This window comes from Jidongwangia harbinensis (assembly GCF_020216025.1).
Classification (GTDB): Bacteria; Actinomycetota; Actinomycetes; order Mycobacteriales; family Micromonosporaceae; genus Actinoplanes; species Actinoplanes harbinensis.
Window position 1 is genome coordinate 1 of record NZ_JAIWNC010000059.1, and the last position, 26,429, is coordinate 26,429.

Annotated in this window: 26 protein-coding genes and 1 pseudogene; 13 read left to right on the plus strand and 14 right to left on the minus strand. The window is 74.9% G+C overall.

Annotated features, from left to right (window positions below):
• Together LDL48_RS40880 and LDL48_RS40885 are read left to right on the plus strand one after the other, a co-directional pair.
• Window positions 1–678: pseudogene (locus tag LDL48_RS40880) on the plus strand (glucuronyl esterase domain-containing protein); the annotation flags it as partial.
• A 67-nt stretch (window positions 679–745) separates the two neighbouring features.
• Entirely contained in the window at window positions 746–2,200 is a 1,455-nt protein-coding gene (locus LDL48_RS40885) for a protein adenylyltransferase SelO (protein ID WP_225260572.1), read from the plus strand.
• A 3-nt stretch (window positions 2,201–2,203) separates the two neighbouring features.
• On the opposite strand, the gene LDL48_RS40890 is transcribed toward LDL48_RS40885, so the two are convergent.
• Complete coding sequence (locus LDL48_RS40890; protein WP_225260573.1) at window positions 2,204–3,196, minus strand: hypothetical protein; 993 nt, start codon at window positions 3,194–3,196, stop codon at window positions 2,204–2,206.
• 92 nt (window positions 3,197–3,288) lie between these two features.
• On the opposite strand from LDL48_RS40890, the gene LDL48_RS40895 reads away from it, so the two are divergent.
• Entirely contained in the window at window positions 3,289–4,734 is a 1,446-nt protein-coding gene (locus tag LDL48_RS40895) for a fibronectin type III domain-containing protein (protein WP_225260574.1), read from the plus strand.
• A gap of 49 nt (window positions 4,735–4,783) precedes the next feature.
• Here the strand turns inward: LDL48_RS40895 and LDL48_RS40900 are convergent, their stop codons facing one another.
• From LDL48_RS40900 to LDL48_RS40910, 3 genes are read right to left on the minus strand one after another with little or no spacing between them, the layout of a single operon-like run.
• Window positions 4,784–5,434, minus strand: coding sequence for a hypothetical protein (locus tag LDL48_RS40900; RefSeq protein ID WP_225260575.1), 651 nt, complete (start codon window positions 5,432–5,434; stop codon window positions 4,784–4,786).
• Window positions 5,431–6,180 carry a hypothetical protein gene (locus tag LDL48_RS40905; RefSeq protein ID WP_225260576.1) on the minus strand — a complete coding sequence of 250 codons (750 nt, stop codon included), beginning with the start codon at window positions 6,178–6,180 and terminating at the stop codon, window positions 5,431–5,433. The genes LDL48_RS40900 and LDL48_RS40905 overlap by 4 nt, the downstream gene beginning before the upstream one ends.
• Complete coding sequence (locus LDL48_RS40910) at window positions 6,177–6,884, minus strand: ABC transporter ATP-binding protein (protein ID WP_225260577.1); 708 nt, start codon at window positions 6,882–6,884, stop codon at window positions 6,177–6,179. Before LDL48_RS40910 ends, LDL48_RS40905 begins: the two co-directional genes overlap by 4 nt.
• A gap of 131 nt (window positions 6,885–7,015) precedes the next feature.
• Here LDL48_RS40910 and LDL48_RS40915 point away from each other — a divergent pair, with 131 nt between their 5' ends.
• Together LDL48_RS40915 and LDL48_RS40920 are read left to right on the plus strand one after the other, a co-directional pair.
• Window positions 7,016–7,867, plus strand: coding sequence for a sensor histidine kinase (locus tag LDL48_RS40915; protein WP_225260578.1), 852 nt, complete (start codon window positions 7,016–7,018; stop codon window positions 7,865–7,867).
• Window positions 7,864–8,526, plus strand: a complete 663-nt coding sequence (locus LDL48_RS40920) for a response regulator (protein ID WP_225260579.1) — start codon at window positions 7,864–7,866, stop codon at window positions 8,524–8,526. The genes LDL48_RS40915 and LDL48_RS40920 overlap by 4 nt, the downstream gene beginning before the upstream one ends.
• 168 nt (window positions 8,527–8,694) lie before the next feature.
• Here LDL48_RS40920 and LDL48_RS40925 read toward each other — a convergent pair whose 3' ends face one another.
• Complete coding sequence (locus LDL48_RS40925) at window positions 8,695–9,414, minus strand: SDR family oxidoreductase (protein WP_225260580.1); 720 nt, start codon at window positions 9,412–9,414, stop codon at window positions 8,695–8,697.
• A complete protein-coding gene (locus LDL48_RS40930; protein WP_225260581.1) occupies window positions 9,411–10,226 on the minus strand; it encodes a helix-turn-helix transcriptional regulator in 816 nt (271 codons plus the stop codon). The genes LDL48_RS40925 and LDL48_RS40930 overlap by 4 nt, the downstream gene beginning before the upstream one ends.
• Before the next feature lie 25 nt (window positions 10,227–10,251).
• Between LDL48_RS40930 and LDL48_RS40935 the strand changes: the two genes are divergently transcribed.
• Window positions 10,252–10,731, plus strand: a complete 480-nt coding sequence (locus tag LDL48_RS40935; protein WP_225260582.1) for a cupin domain-containing protein — start codon at window positions 10,252–10,254, stop codon at window positions 10,729–10,731.
• A 9-nt stretch (window positions 10,732–10,740) separates the two neighbouring features.
• Here the strand turns inward: LDL48_RS40935 and LDL48_RS40940 are convergent, their stop codons facing one another.
• Window positions 10,741–11,505 (minus strand): maleylpyruvate isomerase family mycothiol-dependent enzyme, encoded by a 765-nt coding sequence (locus LDL48_RS40940; RefSeq protein WP_225260583.1) that lies wholly within the window; start codon window positions 11,503–11,505, stop codon window positions 10,741–10,743.
• Between the two features lie 76 nt (window positions 11,506–11,581).
• Window positions 11,582–13,333, minus strand: coding sequence for a cellulose binding domain-containing protein (locus LDL48_RS40945; protein ID WP_225260584.1), 1,752 nt, complete (start codon window positions 13,331–13,333; stop codon window positions 11,582–11,584).
• Between the two features lie 376 nt (window positions 13,334–13,709).
• Here LDL48_RS40945 and LDL48_RS40950 point away from each other — a divergent pair, with 376 nt between their 5' ends.
• Entirely contained in the window at window positions 13,710–14,594 is an 885-nt protein-coding gene (locus LDL48_RS40950; protein ID WP_225260585.1) for an acetyltransferase, read from the plus strand.
• 89 nt (window positions 14,595–14,683) lie between these two features.
• Here LDL48_RS40950 and LDL48_RS40955 read toward each other — a convergent pair whose 3' ends face one another.
• On the minus strand, window positions 14,684–16,879 hold the full coding sequence (locus tag LDL48_RS40955; protein ID WP_225260586.1) for a beta-glucosidase family protein: 2,196 nt from the start codon (window positions 16,877–16,879) through the stop codon (window positions 14,684–14,686).
• A gap of 65 nt (window positions 16,880–16,944) precedes the next feature.
• Here LDL48_RS40955 and LDL48_RS40960 point away from each other — a divergent pair, with 65 nt between their 5' ends.
• Window positions 16,945–17,529, plus strand: coding sequence for a TetR/AcrR family transcriptional regulator (locus LDL48_RS40960; RefSeq protein WP_225260587.1), 585 nt, complete (start codon window positions 16,945–16,947; stop codon window positions 17,527–17,529).
• An 11-nt stretch (window positions 17,530–17,540) separates the two neighbouring features.
• Window positions 17,541–18,470, plus strand: a complete 930-nt coding sequence (locus tag LDL48_RS40965) for a diacylglycerol/lipid kinase family protein (RefSeq protein ID WP_225260588.1) — start codon at window positions 17,541–17,543, stop codon at window positions 18,468–18,470.
• A gap of 10 nt (window positions 18,471–18,480) precedes the next feature.
• On the opposite strand, the gene LDL48_RS40970 is transcribed toward LDL48_RS40965, so the two are convergent.
• Window positions 18,481–18,981 carry an SRPBCC family protein gene (locus LDL48_RS40970; RefSeq protein WP_225260589.1) on the minus strand — a complete coding sequence of 167 codons (501 nt, stop codon included), beginning with the start codon at window positions 18,979–18,981 and terminating at the stop codon, window positions 18,481–18,483.
• Window positions 18,978–19,340 (minus strand): ArsR/SmtB family transcription factor, encoded by a 363-nt coding sequence (locus LDL48_RS40975; RefSeq protein WP_225260590.1) that lies wholly within the window; start codon window positions 19,338–19,340, stop codon window positions 18,978–18,980. The genes LDL48_RS40970 and LDL48_RS40975 overlap by 4 nt, the downstream gene beginning before the upstream one ends.
• Before the next feature lie 121 nt (window positions 19,341–19,461).
• Between LDL48_RS40975 and LDL48_RS40980 the strand changes: the two genes are divergently transcribed.
• From LDL48_RS40980 to LDL48_RS44880, 3 genes are all read left to right on the plus strand, one after another.
• Window positions 19,462–19,860, plus strand: coding sequence for an ATP-binding protein (locus tag LDL48_RS40980; protein ID WP_225260591.1), 399 nt, complete (start codon window positions 19,462–19,464; stop codon window positions 19,858–19,860).
• A 132-nt stretch (window positions 19,861–19,992) separates the two neighbouring features.
• On the plus strand, window positions 19,993–21,207 hold the full coding sequence (locus LDL48_RS40985) for a sensor domain-containing phosphodiesterase (RefSeq protein ID WP_225260592.1): 1,215 nt from the start codon (window positions 19,993–19,995) through the stop codon (window positions 21,205–21,207).
• A complete protein-coding gene (locus tag LDL48_RS44880) occupies window positions 21,204–22,751 on the plus strand; it encodes a GGDEF domain-containing protein (RefSeq protein WP_225260593.1) in 1,548 nt (515 codons plus the stop codon). The genes LDL48_RS40985 and LDL48_RS44880 overlap by 4 nt, the downstream gene beginning before the upstream one ends.
• On the opposite strand, the gene LDL48_RS40995 is transcribed toward LDL48_RS44880, so the two are convergent.
• Both LDL48_RS40995 and LDL48_RS41000 read right to left on the minus strand, forming a co-directional pair.
• Complete coding sequence (locus LDL48_RS40995) at window positions 22,699–23,469, minus strand: phosphotransferase (RefSeq protein WP_225260594.1); 771 nt, start codon at window positions 23,467–23,469, stop codon at window positions 22,699–22,701. The two genes, LDL48_RS44880 and LDL48_RS40995, sit on opposite strands and share 53 nt — an antisense overlap.
• Window positions 23,470–23,498: 29 nt before the next feature.
• Window positions 23,499–24,095 carry a TetR/AcrR family transcriptional regulator gene (locus LDL48_RS41000; RefSeq protein ID WP_225260595.1) on the minus strand — a complete coding sequence of 199 codons (597 nt, stop codon included), beginning with the start codon at window positions 24,093–24,095 and terminating at the stop codon, window positions 23,499–23,501.
• Between the two features lie 93 nt (window positions 24,096–24,188).
• Between LDL48_RS41000 and LDL48_RS41005 the strand changes: the two genes are divergently transcribed.
• Window positions 24,189–25,283, plus strand: coding sequence for an NAD(P)-dependent alcohol dehydrogenase (locus LDL48_RS41005; protein ID WP_225260596.1), 1,095 nt, complete (start codon window positions 24,189–24,191; stop codon window positions 25,281–25,283).
• Here LDL48_RS41005 and LDL48_RS41010 read toward each other — a convergent pair.
• Window positions 25,247–26,413, minus strand: coding sequence for a site-2 protease family protein (locus LDL48_RS41010; RefSeq protein ID WP_225260597.1), 1,167 nt, complete (start codon window positions 26,411–26,413; stop codon window positions 25,247–25,249). The two genes, LDL48_RS41005 and LDL48_RS41010, sit on opposite strands and share 37 nt — an antisense overlap.
• Between the last annotated feature and the right edge of the window lie 16 nt (window positions 26,414–26,429).

Below are 26,429 nucleotides of genomic sequence, written 5' to 3' on the forward strand. Positions count from 1 at the left end.
TTCGTGATGGACAATCCGCATATCGCGAATCTGGGGCCGCGGTCGGCGAGTGTGGCGGCGTTGGGTGGTGCGGAGGTGTACCGGGCGTTGGGTGCAGGTGCGAACATCACGTATCACTCCGATGTGTCGGACGGGACGCATTGCGCGAGCCGGGCGGAGTGGCGGCCGTTGTTGCAGCAGCACCTTCAGAAGTATCTGTTGCGCAGCGGGAACGCGGCCGGGACGATCCGGATGCACAGCAAGGCCACCGGGAACCTGGCGAGCTGGCGGGACTGGCAGACCCCGACGCTGACCACCAGCAACCCGCCGAGCGACCCGCCCACCAGCAACCCACCGAGCAACCCGCCGACCAGCAACCCGCCGAGTGAGCCGCCGGCCAGCACGCCGCCGAGCAACCCGCCCGGCAACGGCAGCTGCACGACCAGCTACACGGCGGGCACCCAGTGGAACGACCGGTTCAACCTGACCGTGAACGTGTCCGGCAGCAGCAACTGGATCGTCACCGCGACGGCCCAGTCGCCGCAGACCTTCCAGAACAGCTGGAACGCGGCCACCACGCTCACCGACAACAACACGGTGCTGACCGCGCGGCCGAACGGCAACGGCAACTCGTTCGGCTTCACCGTCCTGCACAACGGCAACCGGAACTGGCCGGCGATCACCTGCCGGGTCGCCTGACCCCGGCACGGTCCGCGGGCGGGGCGACGATCGTCGCCCCGCCCGTCCGCCGCCGTACCCTCGACGGGTGAGCATCGCCGCGCAACCGACCGTCACGCTCGACCACCGCTTCGCCCGCGACCTGCCCGAGATGGCGGTCCCCTGGGCCGCCGAGGAGGCGCCCGACCCGCGGCTGCTCGTGCTCGACGAGCCGCTCGCCGCCGAACTCGGTCTCGACCCGGAGTGGCTGCGGAGCCCGGCCGGGGTGGGCCTGCTGACCGGCACCGCGGTACCGGACGGTGCCGCCCCGGTGGCGCAGGCGTACGCCGGGCACCAGTTCGGCGGGTTCGTCCCGCGCCTCGGTGACGGCCGGGCACTGCTGCTCGGCGAGCTGACCGCCGCCGACGGCCGGCCCCGCGACCTGCACCTGAAGGGCTCCGGGCGGACCCCGTTCGCCCGCGGCGGTGACGGCCTGGCCGCGGTCGGCCCGATGCTGCGCGAGTACGTGGTCAGCCGCGCCATGCACGCCCTCGGCATCCCCACCACGCGCTCGCTCGCCGTGGTGGCGACCGGGCGCACGGTACGCCGGGAGACCCCGTTGCCCGGCGCCGTCCTGGCCCGGGTGGCCGCGAGCCACCTCCGCGTCGGCAGCTTCCAGTACGCCCGCGCCACCGGCGACGCCGACCTGCTGCGCCGGCTCGCCGACCACGCCATCGCCCGGCACCATCCCGTGGCGGCCGGCGCCGGCCGGCCGTACCTCGCGCTGTTCGACGCGGTGGTGACCGCCCAGGCCGCGCTGGTCGCCCGGTGGATGCTGGTCGGGTTCGTGCACGGCGTGATGAACACGGACAACATGACGATCTCCGGGGAGACCATCGACTACGGGCCCTGCGCCTTCCTGGAGGCGTACGACCCGGCCACGGTCTACAGCTCGATCGACCACGCCGGACGGTACGCGTACGGCAACCAGCCGGCGGTGGCCGAGTGGAACCTGGCCCGGCTCGCCGAGGCCCTCCTGCCGCTGCTGCACGCCGACGAGGAGGAGGCGGTCGCGCACGCGGTGGCCGCGCTCGGCCGGTTCCGCCCGCAGTACGACGCGGCCTGGTCCGCCGGGATGCGGGCCAAGCTCGGGCTGGCCGACGGTGCCGAGGTGCCGGCGCTGACCGGCGAACTGCTGGAGTCCCTGCGGGCGCACCACGTCGACCACACCTCGTTCTTCCGGGCCCTCGGTGCCGCCGCCCGCGGCGCTTCCGAGCCGGTGCGCCGGCTGTTCGCCGACCCCGCGGCCCTGGACGACTGGGTGGCCCGCTGGCGTGCGCTCGGCCCGGACGCCGACGCGATGGACCGGGTCAATCCCGTCTACCTGCCCCGCAACCATCTGGTCGAGGAGGCGCTCGGCGCGGCCACCGACGGCGACCTGGGCCCGTTGGAGCGGCTGCTGGACGCGGTCACCGCGCCCATCGACGAGCGTCCCGGCCTGGAGCGGTACGCCGCTGCCGCGCCGCCGGACTTCGGCGCCTACCGGACGTTCTGCGGCACCTGAGAGTCAGCCGAACAGCGCCAGCGCCGCGGCGATCAGTTCCTTGGCGATGGTGAGGACGCCGACGACGAGGCCCACGATCAGGGAGGCGGTCTCCAGCCGGCCGCGCATCCCGGCGCCGGGCCGAGCCGGAGCCACCGCCGCGGAGGGCGCCGTCACGGAAGACGCGGCGGCGGTAGCGGCCGGTCCCGGTCCCGGTACCGGTCCCGTTGTCGGCGTTGTCGGCGTTGCCGGTGTTGCCGACGCCGGGTCTGCCGGCGTCGGAGGTGCCGACTCTGCGGGCGGAGCCCCGGACCGTGGCCGGCCCCGAAACGGCCGCCGGAAGACGGCCGGCCACCGGACGCCCGACCCCACCGCGGCGAGGATCCCGCCCACGGTCGCGCCGACCACCGCCGCGCGGTACCCGGTGGGCGCGTAGGTCTGGTAGGAGGCGTAACCGGCGAACGCGGTGGCGGCCGCCCCGGCGACCCCGGTGACCACGGCCGCCCGCCGCCGTCCGGTGGCGGCCACCCCGGTGGCGAACGCCGCCGCGCCGAGGGCCGTGCCGAACGCCCGCAGCACCGCCTGGTCCTCGCTGCCCAGGTACGGCAGGGCCATGAGCACGAGGCAGGTCAGGGCCAGCAGCCCCAGGGCGCCGCTGAGCCCGGCCCGGCCGAAGCCGTACGCCAGCACCAGCACCCCCAGACCGGCCAGCGAGATGACCAGCGCCGTCACCGACACCGGGGTGGCCCAGTCGTTCGGCAGCCACCACCACACCTGGTGCTGGGTGACGGCCACGGCCAGGCCGGCGGCGAAGAGCAGCCCACCGGTGATCCGGACCGGTAGGGGTCCGAGGGTGGACGCGGCCAGCAGGACGCCGGCGGCCAGGGCCAGCATCGACAGCACCGCGAGGACCGCGGTGGCGGTGCCTGCCTCCGCCACCAGGAGCCAGCCGGCCCACAGCCCGGCGGCACCGGCGAGGGCGAGGGCGGACCCGGTCCACACGCGACGGTCCACCACGGCCCCCACCCCGATTCACCGGACGGCTGATTGACAGCGCGCCACCGCGCCGATTCGATGAGCCTATCGACTCCTGTGAATAAGGGATGCCCGTGAGTTCACTCGCCGCCACGCTCGCCGCCGTCCTCCTCGCCGCGTCCCCCGCTCCGGCCGGCGGCACCGGTCCCGCCACGCCCACCGAGCCCTGGGCCAGCACCTTCGGCACCGGCATATCGCTGAGCTGGGAACAGCCGCGCAGCGGTGCCCGGGCCACCTCCTTCCGGGTGTACGAGGACGACGCGGTGGTGGCCCGGGTCAGCACCACCGCGGCGTACCTCGAGGTGCCGTTCGGGTCGTCGCACACCTACACCGTCGCGGCCGTCGACCAGCGCGGCCGGGAGTCGGCGCGGACCGCCCCGGTGACCGGGCAGTCCCGGCTGTCCGGCGTCAACCCGGAGTGCCTGCCCGCGCCCGGTGTGCCGGTCACGGTCACCGCGGTCACCGCGTCGGCGGTCTCCGTCTCATGGACCCGGCATCCGCTGGGCGGCGAGCTGGAGCTGCGGGTCGACGGTGCCAGCCTCGGCTGGACCTCGCTGACCAGCGCCCGGATCGGCGGGCTGGCCCCGGGCACGGCGCACCAGGTCACCCTCTACCGGGAGAACCGGTGTCATGTCGGCGGCGGCGAGAACGAGCCGGTCGGCACGGTCACCGCCACCACCGCGGCGGGCGGCGCGGCCCGGCCGGCGGCTCCGGCCGATCTCACCGTGACCGGCCGGACCGACTCCACGGTCGGGCTGTCCTGGACCGCGCCGCCCGGACCGGCGCCGGCCCGGTACGCGGTGTACGACGGCGCCACCCCGGTGGCCGTCACCACCGGCACGTCGGTCACCGTGGACCGGCTGTACCACGCCACCTGGCACCGGTTCACGGTCGCCGCGCTGGACGCCGCCGGGAACGAGTCGGCGCACAGCCCGGCCGCCGCGACGGCCACCGCGACCTGCCTGGCCGCGCCGCCGTCGCCGGAGGCCGTGAGCGCCGTCGCGGTGTCCCCGTCGTCGGTGCGGCTCTCCTGGATGTTCGAGGCCGCCGCCACCTCGTACACCGTCTTCGACGGCGCGGCGCCGGTGGCCACCACCCGGTATCCGGAGGCGATCCTGACCGGGCTGGCCTCGGCGTCGCGGCACGCCTACCGGGTCGTGGCGACGCTGCCGCAGGAGTGCGGCGAGAGCCCGCGCAGCCGGCGCGTCGAGGTGAGCACCCCGGCCGGTCCGGCGGCGCGACCGGCGGCACCCGCCTCCCTCACCGTCACCGGCAACGCTCCCGGGCCGTCCGCGGCGCAGGTGACGCTGTCCTGGCCGCCCGCGTCCGGTGCGACCGCCGGCTACCGGGTGTACGAGGGCACCCGGGTGGCCGGCGAGACCACCGGCACCACCCTGAGCCTCACGCTGGCCCCGGCCACCACGCACGAGTACCTGGTCGTCGCCGTGTCCGCGGCCGGCCCGGAGTCGGCGCCCAGCCCCCGGGTGACGGTCCACGCCACGTTCCTGCCGCCCCCGTGACCCGTCCGCGACACCGGCGGCCGGGCCGGGGCCGCACGGGACCACGAACCTAGGCGTCGCGGCAGTGGAACGTCACCGCCGCGACGCCGACCGCCGCCAGCGTCCACACCACCGTGGCGGCGGTGCCGCGGGCCGGGTCGAGCGCCGCGGTGTCCGGCAGGTAGGCGTCGTAGGCGGTGCGGGCACTCAGTAGCGGGCCGGCCACGAGGTGGCATCCGAGCACCGCACCGGCCGCCGGTACCGGCCGCCGGACGAGCGTTGCCGCGGCGGAGGACAGCAGCGTGGTGAGCGTCAGGTAGGCGGTGGCGGCCGCGGCGGTGCCGAGCACGTCGGCCGGCGCTGCGCCGGACACCGCCACGCTCACCGCCACCGCGACGGCCGCGACCGGGACCGCGGCGACGGCCAGCGCCAGCGTCTTCGCGCCCTGCAACGCGAACCGCCGGGGCACCGCGGTCAGCGCCGTGCAGATCTGCCCACCCTGGTACTCCGAGGCGGACGCCAGCGCGCCGAGGATCACGAAGCCGGCCTGGGTCCAGCCGAGCGGCGTCCGCACCAGGTCGGCGCCGGCCGGCCCGTCCGGCCGGGCGGCGGCCCCGGACGCGAACGCCAGCAGCGCGGTCGCGGCCCAGGTGGCCAGCGCGGTCAGGCGCAGGGCGGGCAGCGTGCCCAGCTTGATCAGCTCGGCGCGGAGCGCGGTCACGGGTCCCGCCGGTGGAACAGCGCGGCACCCACCGACAGCAGTGCGGCCACCCAGGCGGCCAGCACCAGGCCGGCGGTGAGCGGCGACAACCGCACGGGTACGTCGAGGCCGCGCACGAACATCTGCGCCCCGGCGATGTCCGGCAGGTAGACGGCCAGGTCGGTCACCTTGGTCAGCAGGTAGGAGACCGAGACGACGGACGAGTTCAGCACGAACACCACCAGCGGGACGATGCCGTTGCGGGCGATCAGCGTGACGGCGTACGCCAGCAGCGCGGTCAGCACCCAGTAGAGGACGGCCGCCAGCACGCGGGCCGCCCCGGGCGGCGGTACGTGGTCGCCGAGCGTGGCGGCGGTGACCGCGATCGTGGCCGCCGCCGCGGCCGCCGCGAGGACCGCCACCACCAGCGTCAGCGCGGCCGTCTTCGCGGCCAGGAACCGCAGCCGGTGCGGCATCGCGGTCAGGCTCGCGGTGAGCTGCCGGGCGCCCGGCGCGTCCTCGCCGGTGGACCGGTACTCGCTGCTGACCGCGACCACGCCGAGCACGAGTGGGCCGATGATGCCGAACGCCAGGTCCCGGAACCCGAGGTCGGCCAGGTCGGTCGCGGTGCCGTCGGCGATGGTGCGCCGGGTGTACGGCGCGTTGGCCAGCACCACGGCCGGTGCCATCACGAGTCCGAGCAGGACGGCGAGCCACGCCGACGGCAGGCCGAGGAGTTTGCGGAGTTCGGCGCGGACCTGGTTCACCAGGTGCCCCCGGTGCCGGTCAGCGCGAAGAACGCGTCCTCCAGGCTGGGGTGGTCGCCGGTGACCTCGGCCAGCGTGCCCCGGCCGGCGATCCGCCCGCGGTCGATGACCACCACGTCGTCGACGGTCTCGGCCAGCTCGCCCATCAGGTGACTGGAGAGCAGCACGGTGCGGCCCCGGCCGGCCTGCTCGCGCAGGAACGCGCGCATCCACCGGATGCCGGCCGGGTCGAGCCCGTTCACCGGCTCGTCCAGCACCAGCACCTCGGGGTCGCCGAGCAGCGCGGCGGCCAGGCCCAGCCGCCGGCTCATGCCGAGCGAGAACCGGCCGGCCCGGCGGCCGGCGTCCGCGGTGAGGCCGACCGTCTCCAGCACCTCGCCGACCCGCCGGCGGGGCAGGCCGTTGCTGGCGGCCACCCACCGCAGATGGGCCCGGGCGGTCCGGGAGCGGTGGGCGCCGCTGCCGTCGAGCAGGGCGCCGACCGTCGTGAGCGGACGGTGCAGGCGACGGTACGGGCGGCCGCAGACCAGCGCGGTTCCCGCGTCCGGCCGGTCCAGGCCCAGCAGGATCCGCAGCGTCGAGGTCTTCCCGGCACCGTTCGGGCCGAGGAACCCGGTGACCCGTCCGGGGCGGGCCGCGAAGCTCACGTCGTACAGGACGGGCTTGCGGCCCTTGGTCTTGCTCACCCGCTCAATGGTGATCATCTGGTCCTCCGTCGCGTCGGTGCCGAGTCAACCGGCGCGCGCCGGCCCGCACATCGGGCCGGGATCGGACCCTGGGCCCGGCCCCCGTCCACGGTCCGTCGGACCAGGGTCTGAGAAGTACAGTCGGCGTGGTGAACGTGCTTCCGCGGCCCGCGTTGCGGTCGAGGGTCTGGCCGGCCGTCGCCGTGCTGGCCGCCGTGCTGGCGATCACGCTGTGCACGACCGGGGCCGAGGGGCCGCTGTCCGTGGTCATGCCGGCGGTGATCGCGGGCACCGCGGTGGCCGCCGCGATCTGGGCGGTGTGGCGGCGGCGCGCCGACCGTGCCGACTACGAGGCGCGGCTGACCGCGTGGGCGGCCAGCGAGGCGGTGCTGGCCGAGCGGATGCGGATCGCCCGCGACCTGCACGACATCGTCTCGCACGGCCTCGGCCTGATCACCGTGCGCGCGGCCGCCACCCGGCACCTGGCCAAGCCGCCCGAGATCGAGGCGGCACTCGCCGACATCGAGGAGGCCGGCCGGCACGCCACCGGCGAACTGCGCCGCATGCTCGCCGTGCTGCGCGCGCCGGACGCGAGCCCGCCGCGGGCACCGGTGGAGGGGCTGGACGCGGTGCCGGACATCGTCCGCGGCGCGGAGGTGGCCGGGATGCGCACCCTTCTGGAGACGGACGACCTCGGCGCGGTGTCGCGGGGCGTGCAGGTCGCGGTCTGCCAGACGGTCCGCGAGGCGCTCAGCAACGCGGCCCGGCACGCCGGGCCGACCCGGGTGCGGGTGCACCTGTACCGCGACGGTCCGGCCGTGGTGGTGACGGTCGCCGACGGCGGGCCGGTCGACGGGTGGCGGGCCACCCCGGGTGCCGGGCACGGGCTGGCCGGACTGCGTGAGCGGGTCACCAGCCTGGGCGGCACGCTGCTGGCCGAGCGGGTGGAGGGCGGCTTCCGGGTGACCGCGCGGATTCCGGACGACGGGAGCGCGGCGTGAGCCGCATCGGCGTCCTGCTCGCCGACGACCAGCCGCTGCTCCGCCGCAGCCTCGCGATGATCATCGATCACGAGCCGGACCTGACGGTGGTGGGAGAGGCCGGCGACGGCGCCGAGGCCGTCGCCTCGGCGGCGGCCGGCCGGCCGGACGTGATCCTGATGGACGTCCGGATGCCACGCCTCGACGGCCTGGCCGCCACCCGGCGGATCTGCGCGGACCCGGCGCTCTCCGCCTGCCGCATCCTGGTGCTGAGCATGTTCGAGCTCGACGAGTACGTCTACGAGGCCCTGCACGCCGGCGCGTCCGGCTTCCTGCTCAAGGACGCCCGGCCGGAGGACCTGCTGGACGCGATCCGCCGCACCCACCGCGGCGAGTCGTTGTTCGCGCCGTCCATCCTCACCCGGCTCGTCGCGCACTACGTCGCCGCGCCGCGTCCGCACCGGGCGGCGGCACCGGTGCGTACCCTGACCGCCCGCGAGGTGGAGGTGCTGACGCTGATCGGCGGTGGCCTGTCCAACGACGAGATCGCGGCGGCGCTGGTCATCTCCGTCAAGACGGTGAAGTCGCACATCACCCACCTGTTGGCCAAGCTCCGGGCCCGGGACCGCGCGCAGCTGGTGATCGCCGCGTTCGACGCCGGGCTGGTCCGCCCGCGCTAGGGCGTGTGTCGAAGTGGGAGACGGGGTGCGGCGTGGCCCAGCCGCCGCCTGGCCGCACGTCGCGAACAGCCGAATACAACCCCGGTATTCGGGCGCCCGCGCCGCACACCCAGACGACACCTGGACCTCGCCTCGCACCGGCACCCACTTCGACACACGCCCTAGGCGTCAGAGCAGGTAGCCACCGGTGGCGCGGATGTTCTGCCCGGTGATCCACCCGGCGTCCGGCCCGGCCAGGAGCGCCACCACCGCCGCCACGTCGTCCGGACGGCCCAGGCGGCCCAGGGCGGTGTACGCGGCGGCCTGCGCCAGCGCCTCCGGCGGGTTGGTGGAGCGCAGCAGGCCGGTGTCGGTGGCGCCGGGGGAGACGGTGTTGACGGTGATGCCGCGGCCGCCGAACTCGCGCGCCGCGACCATGGTGAACTGCTCCAGCGCGGCCTTGCTCGCCGCGTACAGGGCGCCGCCGGGGGCGGGCAGCGCCGTGTTGAGCGAGGAGACGTTGATGATGCGCCCGTGGTCGCGCAGCAGATCCGCGGCGCGGGCCATGGCCAGCAGCGGGAACTTCGCGTTCACCGTCATCACCGTGTCGAAGTCGGCCGCGGTGAGGTCGGCGATCGCGGCGCGCGGGTTGACCGCGGCGTTGTTGACCAGGATGTCGAGGCCGTCGCGGACCGGTGCCAGCATGGTTTCGACGCCGGCCACGTCGGCCTGGTCGACGGGTACGGCGACCGCGTCGCCCAGTTCGGCGGCGAGGCGCTCGGCGGCGGCCCGGCTCTGCCGGTAGGTGAAGACCACCCGGGCCCCCTCGGCGGCGAGCCGCCGGACGATCGCCGCGCCGATGCCCCTGCTGCCCCCGGTGACCAGGGCGGTGCGTCCGGTCAGTGTCATGTCCGGGACGCTAGGGCACCGGTGGCCGGCGGGTCTTGAAGCAATGCGCACAGTGTCGCCGGGGTGAGCCCGGCCATCCGGCGCACGTCCCGGTGCAGGTGCGGCTGGTCGGCGTACCCGCACTCGGCGGCCGTGCGCGCCGGCCCGGCACCGCGGCCGAGCAGGGCGACGGCGCGCTGGAACCGCGCGATCCGGCCGACCGCGCCGGGCGGCAGGCCGATCTGCCGGCGGAAGCCGAGTTCCAGGTAGCGGCGGCTGACCCCGAGCCGGTCCGCCAGGGCGCCGACCCGCAGCCGGCCGGCGGACCGGTGCAGCATCGCCCAGGCGACTCCGACGACCGGGTCGGCGGGCCGGGCCGGCACCGGCCGCGGGGTCAGCATCTCGTCGAGCACCGCGAAGCGTGCCGCCGGGTCCGGCGCCGCGTGCAGCCGCTCGGCGATCTCCCGGTCCCGGCCGCCGAGCACGTCGGCGAGCGGCACGGTGGCACCGGCCAGCTCGGCCATCGGGACGCCGAGCAACGCGGACGCCCCGGCCGGGGTGAGCCCGACGGTGACGCCGGTGGCCCAGGCGGTCCGGGTGTGCACGGCGGGCGTGTCGCGGGGACCGGTCACGATCCGCGCCCGGCCGCCGACGTCGATGACCAGAGTGGTCAGCGCGAACGGCAGTACCCGGTGACGGACCGCGGCGCCGTCGCCCGAGGCGAAACCCGCGTAGCCCACGACGTACCGGCGCAGGCGGGGATGCGGCAGCGCCGGCACCGACGCGCACCGCACCGGCCGCGGCTCGGCCGGAACCGAATGCAGCAGACTCACGATCACACCCCTCATCATGGAAGCCATGACATACCCACCACCGCTGTACCACGGTTCCGGCGGCGAGGTCAGCGCCGTGTACCGGCCGGACGACTCGGCGCCGGAGCTGGTCTACCCGAACGGGACCCGGGTGCACTACCTGTCCTCGGGCGCCTCGACCGGCGGGCTGTTCGGCCTGTACCGCTGGGAGTGCGGACCGGACGTGACCGGTCCGGCGCCGCACTTCCACCGGACCCTCACGGAGTCGTTCTACATCCTCTCCGGCACCATGCGGATCTTCAACGGGGAACGCTGGATCGACACCGAGCCCGGCGACTACGTGCACGTCCCGGCCGGCGGCATCCACGGGTTCCGCAACGAGTCCGGCCGGCCGGCGTCGATGCTGCTGCACTTCTCGCCGGGCGCGCCCCGGGAGGGGTACTTCGAGGGGCTGGTGGGGCTGGCCGGAATGAGCGAGGAGGAACGCGCCGAGTTCTACGCCGAGCACGACAACTTCTGGCTCTGACCGGCCCGTTCACTGGGTCGCGGTGACGATGCAGCGTCGCAGTTCGGCGATCGCTTCCGGGTCGCCCTCGACGGTCACGCCGGACGGCTCGCCGGCCGCCTGCCGGTTCCACATCCAGCGCAGGACGGCGGCCGGTGGGCCGCTCACCGTGACGTCGGCCGGGTCGTCGCCGGCCCCGTCCGCGACCGCGAACACCCCCGGGCCGGTCCGGATGCGCCACCCGGCGCCGTCGGTGCGCACCGCGTACGCCCGTCCGGGCGAGCCGGCCAGGATCTCGGTGAAGTAGTCGCCCCATTCCGCGACGCCGAACGCCACGAAGACCTTGAGCAGTTCGTCGATCCCGTCCACCGCGAGGTCGTCCGGGACCGTGGCGACCGGCCGGCCGGTGCCCAGCTCGGCGTCGATGCGGTGGATGACGGTCTCCTGGGCCATCCGGCGGATCCAGAAGCCGACCGTGGGGTCCGGGGTGTACCAGGAGCCGGCCGGGTCCTCCGGGCGGTGCGCGGCGAACTCGGCGAGCAGGCCGGCGTACCCCCGGTCGAGCAGGGCGAGTGGCTCGGCGTCCGCCAGCTCGGCCGGCGGCCACGGGTCCGGCTCGGCGCCCTCCCGGATGGCCAGTGTCTTGTGCAGGTAGACGTCGCCGACGTGGCGGGTCAGGTCGGCGACCGTCCAGCCGGGGCAGGTCGGCACCGGCGCGGCCAGGCCGGCCGGCGCCACCTCCCGCAGCCGGGCGTGGTCGGCGGCGAGGCAGTCGAGCAACCGGGCGAAGTTCATGCCGGACAGTGCAGCACACGACCGCGCCACGGGTGGGCCCGCGACGGAACATTCCGCCGCGGGCCCGGTAGGTGCGTCAGTTCGGGGCGTGCACCCCGGTGGCGGCCCAGTCCCGGGTGGCGCCGCGGACGTACCACGGGCTGGACGACGACTGGTTGCCGGAGAAGTACTGCTGGATGGATCCGGGGAACGGCGTGCTGGCGGCGTTGCGGCCGTACACGTCGGTGTAGACCGTGGTGGCGCCGGAGTTCTGCACCGAGAAGGTGCCCGGCCGGAACTCCCGCAGGGTGCCCTTGAACGGCGAGCGCGGGTCGTCCCAGGGGATGTTCTGGCCGGCCCGGCGGGCCTGGTCGCAGTAGTCACCGCCGCGCAGGTCGGTGTAGCACAGGTCGATGATCCGGCCCAGGTTGTTCGGCTTGGTCGGGTCGTAGTAGCGGGACGGGTTGACCACGTAGAACAGCGGAGCCAGGCGGAAGTTGAGCCCGGATCCGGTCACCGTGAAGTCGGAGAACCAGAAGTCGTCCATGTCGGAGACGGTGAACGGCACCGGGTTCGGGTAGAGCGGATCCTGGTGCGTACGGCCCTCCCGGATCGCCTGCACGCAACCCGGCTCGGTGATCAGCCGGCCCAGCGACCGGGTGTCCGACGGCGAGTCGGCGGGCACCGGCGGTGCCACGTTGATGAACCGGCCGCCGAAGCCGGGGCATTCGCTGGGGCTGAATCCGCCGGCCCGCCCGAGCGGGATCAGTCCGCTGTACCGGGCCTCGACGACCTGCCCGTTGCTCTGCGAGCAGCGCTGGTTGAACAGCAGTTCGTGGATGTTGTTGGAGAAGGCGTCCGGCGAGTGGGTGCCCTGGTGGAACTTGAGCAGCACGTCGCAGGTCGCGATCGTGGTGCCCTGCGGCGGGAAGAAGCTGGTGCCGTTGTCGCCCTGGATCACGTTGGTGTTGTTGACCGAGAGCACCTTGTGCCCGACGTGGTCCTCGTGCCGGTGGCTGTGCTCGGCCATGTTCTCCATCATGACCTCGTTGGTGTACCCGAAGGGGGCCCACCGGACGGTGCTGAACAGGTCCGAGTTGCGCGGGTCGTCACCGTGCTCGTGGCCGAAGTTGCAGCCGCTGGCGTCCCGGGTCGGGTGCCAGGTGGGGTAGACCTTGCCGTCCGGGCCGTACGCCCAGTAGCGGGCGTGGATCTCCACCGAGCACTCCCCGGACCGCGGCAGGTAGCCCTTCTCGTTGGCGGTCTCGATCAGCGTGTACGCCCGGCTCTTCGGCGCCCCCGCGGGCGGCAGCGCCTGTCCCCACTGCGGGCTGCTGCCCGGTGGGTTCGACGGTGGATTGGACGGCGGGTTGGACGGCGGGTTCGACGGGCCGCCGGGCGGCGGCGTGCTGGGCGCCGGGTCCACCGGCGCGCCGGTGCAGGTCGTCCCGTTGAGCGCGAAGCCGGTCGGCGCCGGGTTGCTGCCGGTCCACGAGCCGTTGAAGCCGAACGACGCGGAGGCGCCGCTGGCGATGCTGCTGTTGTGGCCGGCGCCGCGGGCGGAGACCTCGGCGCCGCTCTGCGACACCGTGGCGTTCCACGCCTGGGTGACCCGTTGCCCGGCCGCGTACGTCCAGGTCAACGTCCAGGAGCTGACCGGGTCGCCGAGGTTGGTGACGGACAGGTTGGCGGTGAAGCCGCCCTGCCACTGGGTGGCGATCGAATACGTGACGCCGCAGCCGGCCGCGGCGGCCTGGGCGCCGATGGCGGTGACGACTCCGCCCCCGGTGGCCACGAGGGCGACGGCCGCCGCCGACCACCACCGGGAACGGTATCGAGGAACGTGCATGGCTGTCCTCCGATTGGGACGAGAACCCCAGTGGTGCCGCCACACCCCGAGCGGGTTCGGATGGGGATGGGGCCGAGGTTACGGAAAAGTTTCGGAACATTCAAGACGGTAAATACCTGCACTTCAAGTGGCATATCTTGGGAGTGGTTGAAAAAGTGGAAAGGATTGCATCGGCGGTCGTCGTGGGCCGGGTACCGGAAGTTTCGAAGCCGGCCGGCGGCCGGGCCCGTTGCCGCCCGTGCGCGGCCCGGGTAGCGTGCCGGTACGCCGTCGAGCCGGGAGGAGGTCAGAACAATGTCCGATGTTCTGCGCCCCCTCCGCGCTCCGGCGTCCGCGCGGATCTGACCCGGGGCGTTCGCCTTCCGGAGGACCACGCATGACTGATCCGGTCATCCGCCCGCTCGTCGCGGGCGAGGAGAAACTGTTCGACTCGATGCCCGATCCGCTGCCCCAGCTACGCCAGGTCGGTTACGCCGACGGGCTCGCCGGCGGCGGCTACCGCCCGGAGCACACCTGGGTCGCGCTGTGCGCCGGCCGGGTGGTCGCCCGCGCCGCCTGGTGCCTGCCGCCGGGCGCGGTCGGCGATCCCTGGCTGGAGCGGTTCGACCTGGACGCCGAACCGGAGGTCGGCGCCGCGCTGCTGCGCGCCGCGCACCGGGCCCTCGGCGGCCCGCGGACCTACTACGCCTCCGCCCCGCCGTACTGGCGACGGCGACCCGAGGTGCTCGCCGTGGTGCGGGCGCCGATGGCGGCGGCCCGGCTGGCCGGACTGGCGGAGCGCACCGAGCGGCTGCGGTTCACCTGGACCGGCACGCCGTTGCCGGCGTCCCCGGGGCGCTACACCTTCCGCCCGGCCCGGGACCCGGCGGAGATCAACGCCATGGTCGCCCGGATCGCCGAACCCGACGTGCTGACCGGCCGGGAGACCGCGCTGGCGGTCGCCGGTGTGGACCTGGCCACCGACCCGCTGGCCTGGCTGGGCGGCCCGGCCGGCGCCTGGCGGATCGCGCTGCACGCCGGCGAACCGGCCGGCATCGTGGGCACCGCCGGGGACGCGTGCTACCCGCTGCTGGCGTACCTCGGCCTGCTCGACGACGGCGCCCGCGGCGAGCTGCTGGCCGAGGCGGTCGCGGTGCTGGCCGCGGGCGGCGCGCGGGAGGTGGTGGCGGACGCCGACGCGCACCGGGTGGCCACCGTGGCGGAGCTGGAACGGACCGGCTTCCGGCAGGTGCGCGCCCGGGTGGTCTTCGCGCCCGCCTAGGACCGAGACCACGGCCGCCACCCGTCGACGCGGGTGGCGGCCGGGTGGACCGTCAGGTGACGGGGCCGACGGATCGGCGCCCCTTGTGGTCAGCCGAGTTTCAGGTCCTCCGGTGCGATCGCCGCGGCCGGGTCGCCGGCGTACCCGGACATCTCGATCGTGGCGGTCGGCGCGGCCGGCACGAAACCCTCGTCCGTCCACCGCTGCAGCGGCCGCACCGAGCCCGGCACCGTCACCCGGGCCGTCTCGCCGGGTTCCAGGGCCACCGGCGCGAAGCCGAGCAGCACCCGGGCCGGGAAGTCGTCGCCCGCGCCGGCCGGGCGGCCGTACAGCTGGACCACGTGCCGGCCGGCGCGCGTGCCGGTGTTGGTCACCGCGACCGACGCGCTGAAGGTCTCGCCGGTGAGCGGGCCGAGCTGCGGGTCGGCCAGGGCGAAGCCGGTGTACGACAGGCCGAATCCGAGCGGGAAGGCGGCCCGGTGCCCGTCGCGGTCGAGCAGCCGCTGACCGAACCACTTGTCGTAGGTGACGGCGGTGGCGTCGCGGTCGAAGGGTGGCAGATGGTCCTCGGTGACCGGGATGGAGAACGGCAGCCGCCCGGCCGCGTCCACGTCGCCGAACAGGACGTCGGCCAGCGCGTGCCCGCCCTCGGAACCCGCGTACCAGGCGAACAGCACGGCCGGCACGGCGTCGCGCCACTCCTCGGTGAGCACCGCGCCGGCGGTGACGACCGCGACCACGGTACGCGGGTTGGCCGCCGCCACCGCCCGGATGATCTCCGCGTCCACCGGCCGCAGGCGCAGGCTGGCCCGGTCCCCGCCGGCGCCCTGACTGCCGACGATGCTGACGTCCGAGCCGGCGTCGGCGGTGAGCCGGTCCAGCAGCCGCTGCCCGGTGGGGTCGTCGCCGACCGGCGGGAACAGTGCCAGCAACGCGGGGTCGGCGAACATCCCGGCGCCGATGTACTCGCCCTCGTCCAGCGCGGTGTAGCCGACCACCACCACCGCGACGTCGCAGTCCCGCGCGGCCGCGGCGGCCGCGGCGGGGGAGTCCTCGGCGACGTGCCGGACGGTGGCCTGCGGCAGTGCGGCGGTCAGTCCCTGCAGCGGCGTGACGACCTCCGGGGAGCGGACGTCGGAGGATCCGTGGTCGCCGGTGTTGGCGACGTCCGCGAGCCGCCCGATCACCGCGATCGAGGACACCGCGTCGCGGCGCAGCGGCAGCACCGGGTGACCGTCGACCGGCTCGTTCCGCAGCAGCACCATACTGCGCGCGGCCACCTCCCGGGCGAGCGCCCGGTGGGCGTCGCCGAACACCACGTCGCGCGACGGTTCGGCCTGCTCCCGGGTGGCGTAGTGGTGGATCTGGGTACGCAGGATGCGCCGCGCGGCCCGGTCCACGTGGTCCCAGGAGGCGCGGCCGGCGGCCAGGTCGGCCGGCAGGTTCTCGGCGCGCTGCTGGCGGAACGGCTCCTCCACGTCCAGTCCGGCGCGCAGCGACGTCGCGGCGTCGCGCAGGCCCCAGATGAAGTCACTGACGGTGACCCCGGTGAAGCCCCACTGCCGGCGCAGCACGCCCTCCAGCAGGTCCTCGTTCTGGCCGGCCCACTCGCCGTTGACCGAGTTGTACGCGGTCATGATGCCGGCCACGCCCTCGTCCACGACCCGGCGGAAGTGCGCCAGGTACACCTCGTGCAGGGCGGCCGGGTCGGCGGTGACGTCGACGGTGAACCGGGCGTTCTCCATCGAGTTGAGCGCGTAGTGCTTGACCACCGCCATCGCGTGGCGCTGCACCGCCCGGGTCAGCGCCGCGCCGAACTCGCCGAGCAGGACCGGGTCCTCACCGTAGGTCTCCTGGGACCGGCCCCAGGCCGGGTGCCGGGGCAGGTTGACGCAGACGCCGCCGAAGAAGTTCGCGCCCTGGGCGCGCATCTCCAGCCCGATCGCGGTGCCGACCCGTTCCTCCAGGCTCAGGTCCCAGGTGGCGCCGCGGGCCATCGACACCGGGAAGGCGGTGGAGTTGCCCATCACCACGCCGCGCGGGCCGTCGGAGAACTGCAGGCCGGGCACGCCGAGCCGGTCGATCCGGCCCATCGGGTACGGGCTGCGGTTGTAGCCGTTGCCGAGCATGTCCGCCATCGCGTCCCAGAACGGCAGGTCGCCGTCGAGCAACCAGAGCTTCTCCTCCGGGGTGAGCCGGCGGAGCAGGTCCTCGGCGGCGGCGTCCGGGCTGGCTCCGGCGCGGACGGCGTCGACGGCGGCGGCGAAGGGGGTCTGGTCGGTCATGGCTCTCCCGGTCGGCTTTGCGTTACCTACCACTCGGTAGATAAGATACCCCGGGGAGTGAGTTGATGACCACCGAATCCGCATCCGTGCGCCGCCGGCTGCCGCCCGCCGTGCGCCGCGAGGAGATCCTGGCCGCGTCCACCGGTCTGATCGCCGCCTCCGGCTTCAACGGCGTCTCGCTGGGCGCGTTCGCGGCCGCCTCCGGCATGACCAAGGCCGGGCTGCTGCACCACTTTCCGTCGAGGGAGCACCTGCTGATCGCGGTCCTGGAACGCCGCGACGAGCTCGACGTGGCCGCGGTTCTCGGCTCGTCCGAACCGGCACCGGATGCCGCCGCCACCCGGGCCGTGATCGGCCGCCTGGTGCGGCGCAACCTGCGGCAGCGTTCCATCGTGCAGCTTTACACGGTGCTCAGCGCCGAGGCGCTGGATCCGGCGCACCCGGCGCACGACTACTTCCGGCGGCGCCTGGAGTCCAGCCGGGACCTGCTGGCCGGCCGGCTCTTCGGCTGGCACCCGCGGCCCGGCGTGGCCGCCGTGGAACTGCTCGCGTTCCTCGACGGCCTGCAGCTCAACTGGCTCCGCGACCCGGGGATCGACGTGATCGCCCAGTGGGAGGCGTTCGCCGACCGCGCCTACCCGGACGGGTAGGGTCTGCGCCGATGCGCACGAAGCAGGAGCTGACCGAGGTCATCCGCCGGGAGCGGCGGGCCGTCCTGGTGGTCAACGCCCATTCCCGCCGCGGCCGCCAGCTCTACGACGCCGCCCGGTCCCGGCTGCTGGCCGCCGGATTCACCCTGGTCGAGGAGCACCCGGTCGACCGGCCCGGCGAACTCGAACAGATCCTCGCCGACGCGATCGGGCGCGGCCCGGACCTGCTGATCGCGGGCGGGGGAGACGGCACCATCAGTACGGCCGCCCGCCTGCTCGCGCACCGCGACATCGCGCTCGGACTGCTCCCGCTGGGCACCACCAACAACTTCGCCCGGACCGCGAACATCCCGCTCGACCTGGACGCCGCGGTGGCGACGCTGGCCGGCGGCACGGTCGTCGACGTGGACCTGGGGCTGGCCGGCGACATGCTCTTCACCAACCACGTCGGCATCGGGCTCTCCGCCGACGTGATGACCCGGGCGCCGCGCCGGCTGAAGCGGGTCACCGGACGGCTCGCGTACCCGATCACCGCCCTGGCCCTGCTCACCCGGCACCGCCCGATGCGGATCACGGTGCGCGCCGGCGGGCGGACCCACGAGTACCGCACCCACCAGCTGTACGTGGCGAACGGCGGGTTCCACGCCGGCCGGCCGATCACCGCGGACGCCCACGCCGACGACCGGCTGCTGGTGGCGTACCCGGTGGGCGGACCGACCCGGCGCGCGCTGCTGCGCGAGACGGCGCGCAACGCGGCCACCGGCCACCGGCGCACGCTGGGCGACGAGCCGTTCCTCGCGGTCGGCGAACTCCGGCTGGAGACCGACCGCCCGGCCCGGGTCGAGGTGGACGGCGAGCCGTGCGGCCGGACCCCGATGCGGATCGGCCTGGACCCCAACGCGCTCCGGCTGATCGCGCCCGCCGGCACGCCGGACCACTAGCGCGGACCTGTCAGGCCGGCCCGCGCAACCCTTCGAAGTACGGCTTCATCGCCGGGTAGTAGTCGTCGAAGGACGGCCGCGGCGTGCCGTCCCGGGCGGCCACCAGCAGGTCGAGGTAGTACTCCCAGCCGGGGCCGATCTCACCGATCCCGGCGTCGCTCTCCAGGTGCTGCACGAACCGCAGTTCGGTGCCGCCGTCGCTGCCGGACACCAGCAGTTCCAGATGCCACGTGCCGGACTCGTCGACCGTGGACAGGGCGAGCCGGGTCGGTGGCTCGCAGGCGTCGATGCGCACGTCGAGCCAGGGCTCCTGCTCCTCGTACGCCATCCGGACCTTGATCGTGCGCCCCGGCCCGGCGTCGCCCTCCCAGGGGCCGAACCAGCGGGCCGTGCGGTCCGGCTCGGTGATGCTGGCCCAGACGTCCTCGGCCGGGGCCCGGAAGCTGCGGTGCAGCACCAGGTCGGTGCCCGTGGCGGTGGTGAAGAGCCGGCCGGTGGGCGGGTTCGTCATGCGGTGTCTTCCTCTCGGTGGTCCGCCTCGGTGCGCCGGCGGCGCTCGCGGCGGGTGCGGTAGACCTCGGTCTCCAGGGCGTCGAAGCGGTGCTCCCAGCCGGCGGCCGGGGAGAACTGCGCGAGCCACTCGATCAGCGGTGCGAAACGGTCCGCCCGCAGCTCATACATCCGGCGGCGGCCGATGAGCGTGTCGCTGACCAGGCCGCTGTCGCGGAGCACACGCAGGTGCCGGCTGACCGCCGGCCGGCTGATCTCGAAGCGGGCGGCGAGCTGGCCGGCCGAGACCCGGTCGTCGCGCAGCATCTGCAGGATGCGGCGCCGCACCGGGTCGGCGATCGCCGCGGCCACCTTGTCCACGCCGAAAGCGTAACCTATGGGTTACGCTTTTGCTCACCGTCACGACTTCCGTGCCGGCTCGGGCGGCCGGTATTCTCCGAAGGGCCTGATCGGGGGCGGGGAGAAGGACCGGTGATCGACGATGAGTGGGCTGACGGCCCGCCTCGACCTGCCACTCGGCGACCGTGCCCCGCGCGCCGCCCGGGCCGCCGTCGCGGCCGTGCTGGGTGCGTGGGGCCATACCGACGCCGACTGGCTCGGCGCCGCCGCGCTGGTCACCAGTGAGCTGGTGACCAATGCCGTGGTGCACGGCGGTGGCTACCTCAGCCTGCACGTGGAGTCGCACGACGGGCGGCTGGTCATCGCGGTGACCGACGGCTCGTCCGTGGTGCCGCAGCGCCGCCCGCCGGACGCCCGCGGAGGCCGCGGCCTCGCCATCATCGACAGCCTCTCCACGCGCTGGGGCGTGCACGACCACGAGGGCGGCAAGCGCGTCTGGGTCGAGCTGGCGCCGTTCCCGGACGTGTTCGGCCCGGAATGAGCGTCACCCCGGCACCCGCGCCGCGGCCCGCCGGCTGACCGCGCGTCGCTCAGGAGGCCCCGGCGCCGGCCGATAGGACACCTGTCAGGCCGGCGCGCCGCGGCGCTGAACCGTGCGGTGAGAGGGACGACCATGGGCAGGGAGCGCACCGTCGCCGAGGGGCAGGTGGCCGATCTGCTGCGCACCGCCCGGGAGGCGCTCGGGCTCAGCCTGGCGTTCATGACCCGGATGGAGGGCGACACCCAGCATCTGGAGGTCGTCGAGTCGGCGATCCCGCTGGTCTTCCGCGACGGCATGACGCAACGTCGGGACACCTCGTTCTGCCAGGCGATCCTGGACGGCCGGCTGCCCGCCGTGATGCCGAACGTGCGCGACTTCCCGGAGGCGATGAAGCTCCCGGCGGCCCGGGTCGGCCGGATCCGCAGTTACGTCTCGGTGCCGGTGGTGCTCAGCGACGGCACGGTCTACGGCACCTTCTGCGCGGCCGGGTTCACCGCGGACAAGCAGATGTCGAAGCGGGACAAGGCGCTGATGGAGGTGCTCTCGCACGCCGCCTCGCTGATCATCGAACCGGACGTACGGGAACGGAACCGGCAGGCCGAGATCGCCGGCCGGATCGGGCCCCTGCTTGAGGCCGGCGGACCGCTGGTCCTGCTGCAGCCGATCGTCGAGCTGGGCACCCGGCGCCGGGTCGGTGCCGAGGCACTCAGCCGTTTCCCGCGCGAGTGGGGTCTGCCGCCGGACCGGTGCTTCGCCGACGCGCACGCGATCGGCGAGGGACACCGGCTGGAGATCCTCGCGCTGCGCCGGGCGGCGGACCGGCTCGCCGAGGTCGACGGGTACGTGGCGATGAACGTCTCGCCCGCCACCCTGCTCACGCCGGAGTGCACCGGCCTGCTGGAGCGGCTGCCACTGGACCGCATCGTGCTGGAACTGTCCGAGCACGATCCGGTCGACGACTACGACGCCATCGCCGCGGTGCTGACCCCGCTGCGCGCGGTGGGCATGCGGCTGGCCATCGACGACGTCGGCGCCGGCTTCTCGTCGTTGCGGCACATCGTGGTGACCGCGCCGGACGTGATCAAGCTGGACCGCAGCATCGTCACCGGGATCAGCGACGACCCGGTCCTCGGCGTGGTGACCCGGTCCCTGGTGGATCTCGCCCAGGCCATCGGGGCGAAGGTGGTCGCGGAGGGGGTGGAGACCGCCGCGGACGCGGAGGCGCTCGGCGCCGTGGGCGTCCACCTCGGGCAGGGCTGGCACTTCGGCGCGGCGACCACGCCGGCGGACCTGCGCGCGGAGTACCCGCGCCAGGTGCCGGTCGGCGCCGCGGGACCCGCGCGGTGACCCGGTCCCGACGGCTGCTCCTGACGCTGGCCGTGGTGGCCGTGCTGGTCTGGACGCTGCGGCACTGGCTGGGCACCGCCGCGGCGACCGCGGGCGCCGCCCTGCCCTGGGGCACGCTGCTGGACGCCGCCGCCGCGGCGACCGCGTCCATGCAGTGCGCCCGGGCGGCCACCCGCGCCGGGAACCGGCGGGCCCGCACCGCCTGGATCTGCCAGAGCCTCGCCTGCGCGCTCTGGCTGCTCGCGCCGCTGACCTGGCTGGCCGGTGCGGATCCCGGCGCCGCACCGGCCGACGCCGGCCGGGCGGGCTTCCTGGCCCTGGCCGCCGCCGGCTTCTGGCTGACGTTCCGCGGCGAGGACCGGCGGGCCCGGCTCCGGATGATGCTCGACGGCGGCGTGGGCGCCGCGGCGACCGTCGTCGTGGCGTGGGCCGTGCTGTTCGCGCCGCTCTGGGAACGGGCCGGGGCGGTGGCCGTGGCGTTCCCGCTGGCCGCGCTGGTACTGATCATCTTCTACGCGTTCCTGGCCTGGACCGAGCTGCGCCCCGGCAACCGGCGGATGCCGGGACTGTTCGTGCTCGGCCTCGCCCTCGTCGGCGTGGCCGACCTGCGCCTGGCCGAGCTGGGCGACGCCACCGGCGGGTACGCCGTCGACTCGGGTGGCTGGCTGCTCGGTTTCGCCTGCGTGGCGACCGCGGCGGGCACCTACCGGGGCACCACCCGCCGCCAGTCGGTGCGGTCCACCGCGGCCTGGCTGGCCTACGCGCCCTACGTCCCGCTGACCGCGGCCGCGGCCACCGTCGCGGCCCAGTCCGCCGGTCCCGGCCCGGTGCCCGAGCCGGAACTGGCCGGGATGGCGCTGGTCGTGCTGCTCGTGCTGCTCCGGCAGGTGCTGATCCTGGCGGAGAACCGCAGCCTGGTGGCCCGGCTCGCGGCCCGCGAGGACGAACTCCTGCACCAGGCGCTGCACTGCCCGCTGACCGGGCTGGGCAACCGGACGCTGCTCACCACCCGGCTGCAGGCGGCCCTGTCCACCGGCGCCGACGGCACCGCTCCCGGGATGGCTCTGCTCTTCTGCGACCTGGACGACTTCAAACGGGTCAACGACACCATGGGGCACCAGGCCGGCGACGAGTTGCTGGTCCAGGTCGCCGACCGGCTGCGGACCGCGCTGCGGCCCCAGGACACCGTCGTCCGGCTGGGCGGGGACGAGTTCGCGATGCTGCTGCTCTGCGAGCCGGACCAGGCCCGCCCGCTCGCCGACCGGGTGTGGCAGACGTTCCAGCGGCCGTTCGAGGTGGACGGGCACCTGCTCGCCCAGAGTGCGAGCATCGGGCTGGTCGACGTTCCGGCGTCCGCCGCGCTGGGCACGGCGGCCGACCTGCTCAAGGCCGCGGACCTGGCCATGTACGAGGCGAAACGGCAGGGCAAGAACGGGGTACGGGTGTTCGCCCCGGCGCTGCCCGCCCCGCGGCCGGCCCCGCCGGACCCGGTCACCCGAACAGGTCGCGGTGCTCCTCGCTCCACCGGATCTGCCGCTCGATGACGGCCAGCTCGCCGGACGCCACCGCGGTGACCTGCCGCGCGTGACCCTCGACGGCCAGCCGGCGCACCAGCTCCAGGCCCTGGCGCTGCACCGCGATCACCCGGTCCACCAGCCCGTCCGTGTCCGCCAGCCGGTACGCCTCGGCGAACAGCTCCAGCCGCCGGCGCCGGTCGGGCGGTGCCGGATAGCGCAGCCAGCGCAGGCAGTCGGCGTCGCTGCGGAACGGCGCCACGTACTCCAGCGCGTAGGCCACGTCGTCCAGCGGCGGGGCCACGTGGGCGTACTCCCAGTCCAGGACGCCGACCGGCCGGGTGCCCTGCCACACCAGGTTCCACGGCCCGTAGTCGCCGTGGCAGACGACGGTGCCGGCGTCCCCGCCGCCGCGCGAGCCGTCCGCCCACACCACGTCCGGGCCGGGACGCCAGCCGGCCACCGCCTCGTGGTACTCCCGGAGCAGCCGGGCGGACGCCACCAGGCCGGCCTCGTCGACCACCCGGGCCCAGCCGTCCGGGCCGGACGCGCCGTCCAGGTAGGTCACCACCTCCACGTCGCCGTCCACGCCGAGCACCCGGGGGGCGTACCGGAAGCCCACGTCGGCCAGGTGCCGCAGCAGCGCGTGCACCGCCGGGGTCCACGGCTGCACCGGGCGCCGCACCGTGTCACCGCTGCGGATCACCGGCCGGTCCGCCCGGTCCTGCAGCACCTCGTCGGAAGGCATGCCCGCACGGTAGCGCCCGGTTCCGTCCGTCACGACCGGGTTTCAGGTGCGGTGAGGAACGCGAGGGAGTGCCGCGCGACCCGGCGCATGAAGTCGACGCCCCGGCCGGCCCGACCCAGCGCGTCCATCCCGCGGACCGTGATGAGCAGGAGGGCGGCCAGGACGTGCGGGTCGTGGTGCGCCGCGAGGTCGCCGTGGCGCTGGGCCTGGCGCAGGCAGTGGACGAGACGCTCCTCGTAGATGCCGTACATCCGCTCGGCGCGTTTCGCCACCTCCGGGTCGGACGCGGCGAGTTCCGCGGTGGACTTGGCCAGGAAACAGCCGTACCGGCTGGCACCACAGCTGTCCGCCACGTGCCGCATGTGGGCGACCAGGCGTCCCGCGGCGCCGTCCTCGTCGCCGTCGAGGTCGGCCCGGACCGCGGCGATGGTGCCGTCGCAGTAGGAGTCGAGCGCGCGGAGGAAGAGCCGGTGCTTGTCGCCGAAGGCGCCGTACAGGCTGCCCCGGCTCACGCCGGTGGCGGCGACCAGGTCATGGATCGAGGTGGCCGCGTAGCCGGCCGCCCAGAACCGGTCCCGGGCCCGGGCCACCACCTCGTCCTCCTCGAACTCCCTCGGCCGCGCCATGCGCTCACCCTACCCGGTTCGCGACCGGTCGTTCCAGTATGTGCTACGGTTCGCGACCGATCGGTCGTAAACCGTCGTTCTGGAGGCTCCCGCATGCCCACTGCCGTCACGGCGCTTTCCGTCGCCGGACCCGACGCCCGCTTCGCCACGGTCGTCATCGAGCGCCGGGAGCCCGGTCCCACGGACGTCGTGGTCGACCTCGGCTTCGTCGGCGTCTGTCACTCCGATGTGCACGCCGCCCGCAACGACTGGGGCTTCTCCACGTACCCGCTGGTGCCCGGCCACGAGATGACCGGCGTGGTGTCCGGCGTCGGCGCCCAGGTGACCCGCTACGCGGTCGGCGACCGGGTGGCGGTCGGCAACCTGCTCGACTCCTGCCGGGACTGCGGCAACTGCGCCCGGGGCCTGGAGCAGTACTGCCTCCGGGGTGCGGTCGGCGCCTACAACTCCGTCGACCGCAGCGGCCGCGCCACCGCGGGCGGGTTCAGTCAGCGGATCGTCGTCGACCAGGACTTCGTGCTGCGCCTGCCGGCCGGCATGGACCCGGCGGCCGGCGCGCCGCTGCTGTGCGCCGGCATCACCATGTACTCCGCGCTGCGGGAGTGGCGGGCCGGTCCGGGGATGCGCGTCGCCATCGCCGGGATGGGCGGACTCGGGCACGTCGGCGTGCGGATCGCCGCCGCGCTGGGCGCCGACGTCACCGTGCTGAGCCGGACGCTGGCCAACGCCGCCGACGCGCGGCGCTTCGGCGCCACACAGGTGTACGCGACGACCGACGGCGCCCCGACCACCACCCTGGCCGGCACGTTCGACCTGATCATCTCGACCGTCTCCGCGACCTCGGACACGGCTCCGCTGCTGAACCTGCTGACCACCGACGGCACCCTGGTCATGGCCGGCGCGCCGGTGGCACCGCTGACCGCGCCGGTCGGCCTGCTGATCGGCGGCCGGCGCCGGCTCGCCGGCACCTCGATCGGCGGCATCGCGCAGACCCAGGAGATGCTCGACTTCTGCGCCGCCCACGGCATCGTCGCCGACGTCGAGGTCATCCCCGCCGACCGGATCCACGAGGCCTACCGCCGCCTCGACGCCGGGGACGTGCGCTACCGGTTCGTCCTCGACGTGGCGACGCTGCGCGGGCCGGCCGCCCCTCAGCCGGGGGACGGCAGCTCGGCGCCGGCCGGGTGACGGTGCGGCCGGCCGCCCAACTCGACGATCTGCAGCGCCCGCCGGACGTCGCCGGAGCTGAGCACACCGCACGGACGGCCGTCCCGCACCACCACCGCTATCCGGTGCGGACCCGCCGCCATCGGCACCGCCTCGGTGAGCGGCGTGTCCGGCCCGGCCACCGGTACGTCGGCCGGCCGGACCAGGACGTCCGCCAGGCGGGTGCCGGCGCGCCGCGGCGGGGCGAGCGCGGCCAGCCGGCCCAGCAGGACCAGGCCGGCGAACCGGCCGTCCAGATCGATCACCGGGTACGCGCGGTGCGGATGCCGTGCCGCCACCCCGGACACGAACGCCGCCACCGACTGACCCGAGTAGCCGCACACCGCCGGGGCCGTCATCAGGTCCCCGACCCGCAGGCCGGTGAACGCCGTGCCGAGTCGTACCCGCGTCGTCTCGGCCCGGGCCGACACGGTCAGGAACCAGCCCACCAGCGCCACCCAGACCCCGCTCAGCGAGCCGGTGAGCAGCACCGCGGTGAACCCCACGGCGGTGAGCGCACCGCCGACCCACATCCCGGCCCGGCCGGCCGCGCGCACGCCGCGGGCCCGGTCGCCGCGCCACCGCCACACCACCGCCGCGACCACCCGGCCACCGTCCAGCGGTGCACCGGGCAGCAGGTTGAACACCGCGGTCACGGCGTTGACCAGCGCCAGCCACAGCAGCCCGACGCGCAGCAGGCCGAGACCGTCCACCAGGCCGGCGAGCAGCCCGCCGGCGGCGAAGAGCGCGGCCGCGCCGGCGCTGGCGGCCGGACCCGACACGGCGATGAGCAGGGCGGCCCGGGGATGCGGCGGTTCGTCGTCCAGCTCGGACACCCCGCCCAGCGCCCAGAGCGTGATGGCCTCGGCCCGGATGCCGTAGTGCCGGGCGGTCAGCGCGTGGGCCAGCTCGTGCACCAGCAGCCCGAGCAGGAACAGCCCGGCGATCGCCACGGCGGCCAGCCAGTACGCCGGGGTGCGGTGCCCCGGTGCGCCGGCCGGCAGGAACGCGGCGGCGAGTGCCTGCACGAGCAGGACCAGGACGACCAGCACCGACCAGTGCACCCCGACCGGTACGCCGGCCACCCGGCCCAGCCGGACGCTCTGCCGCATCGCCCCACGTCTCCCT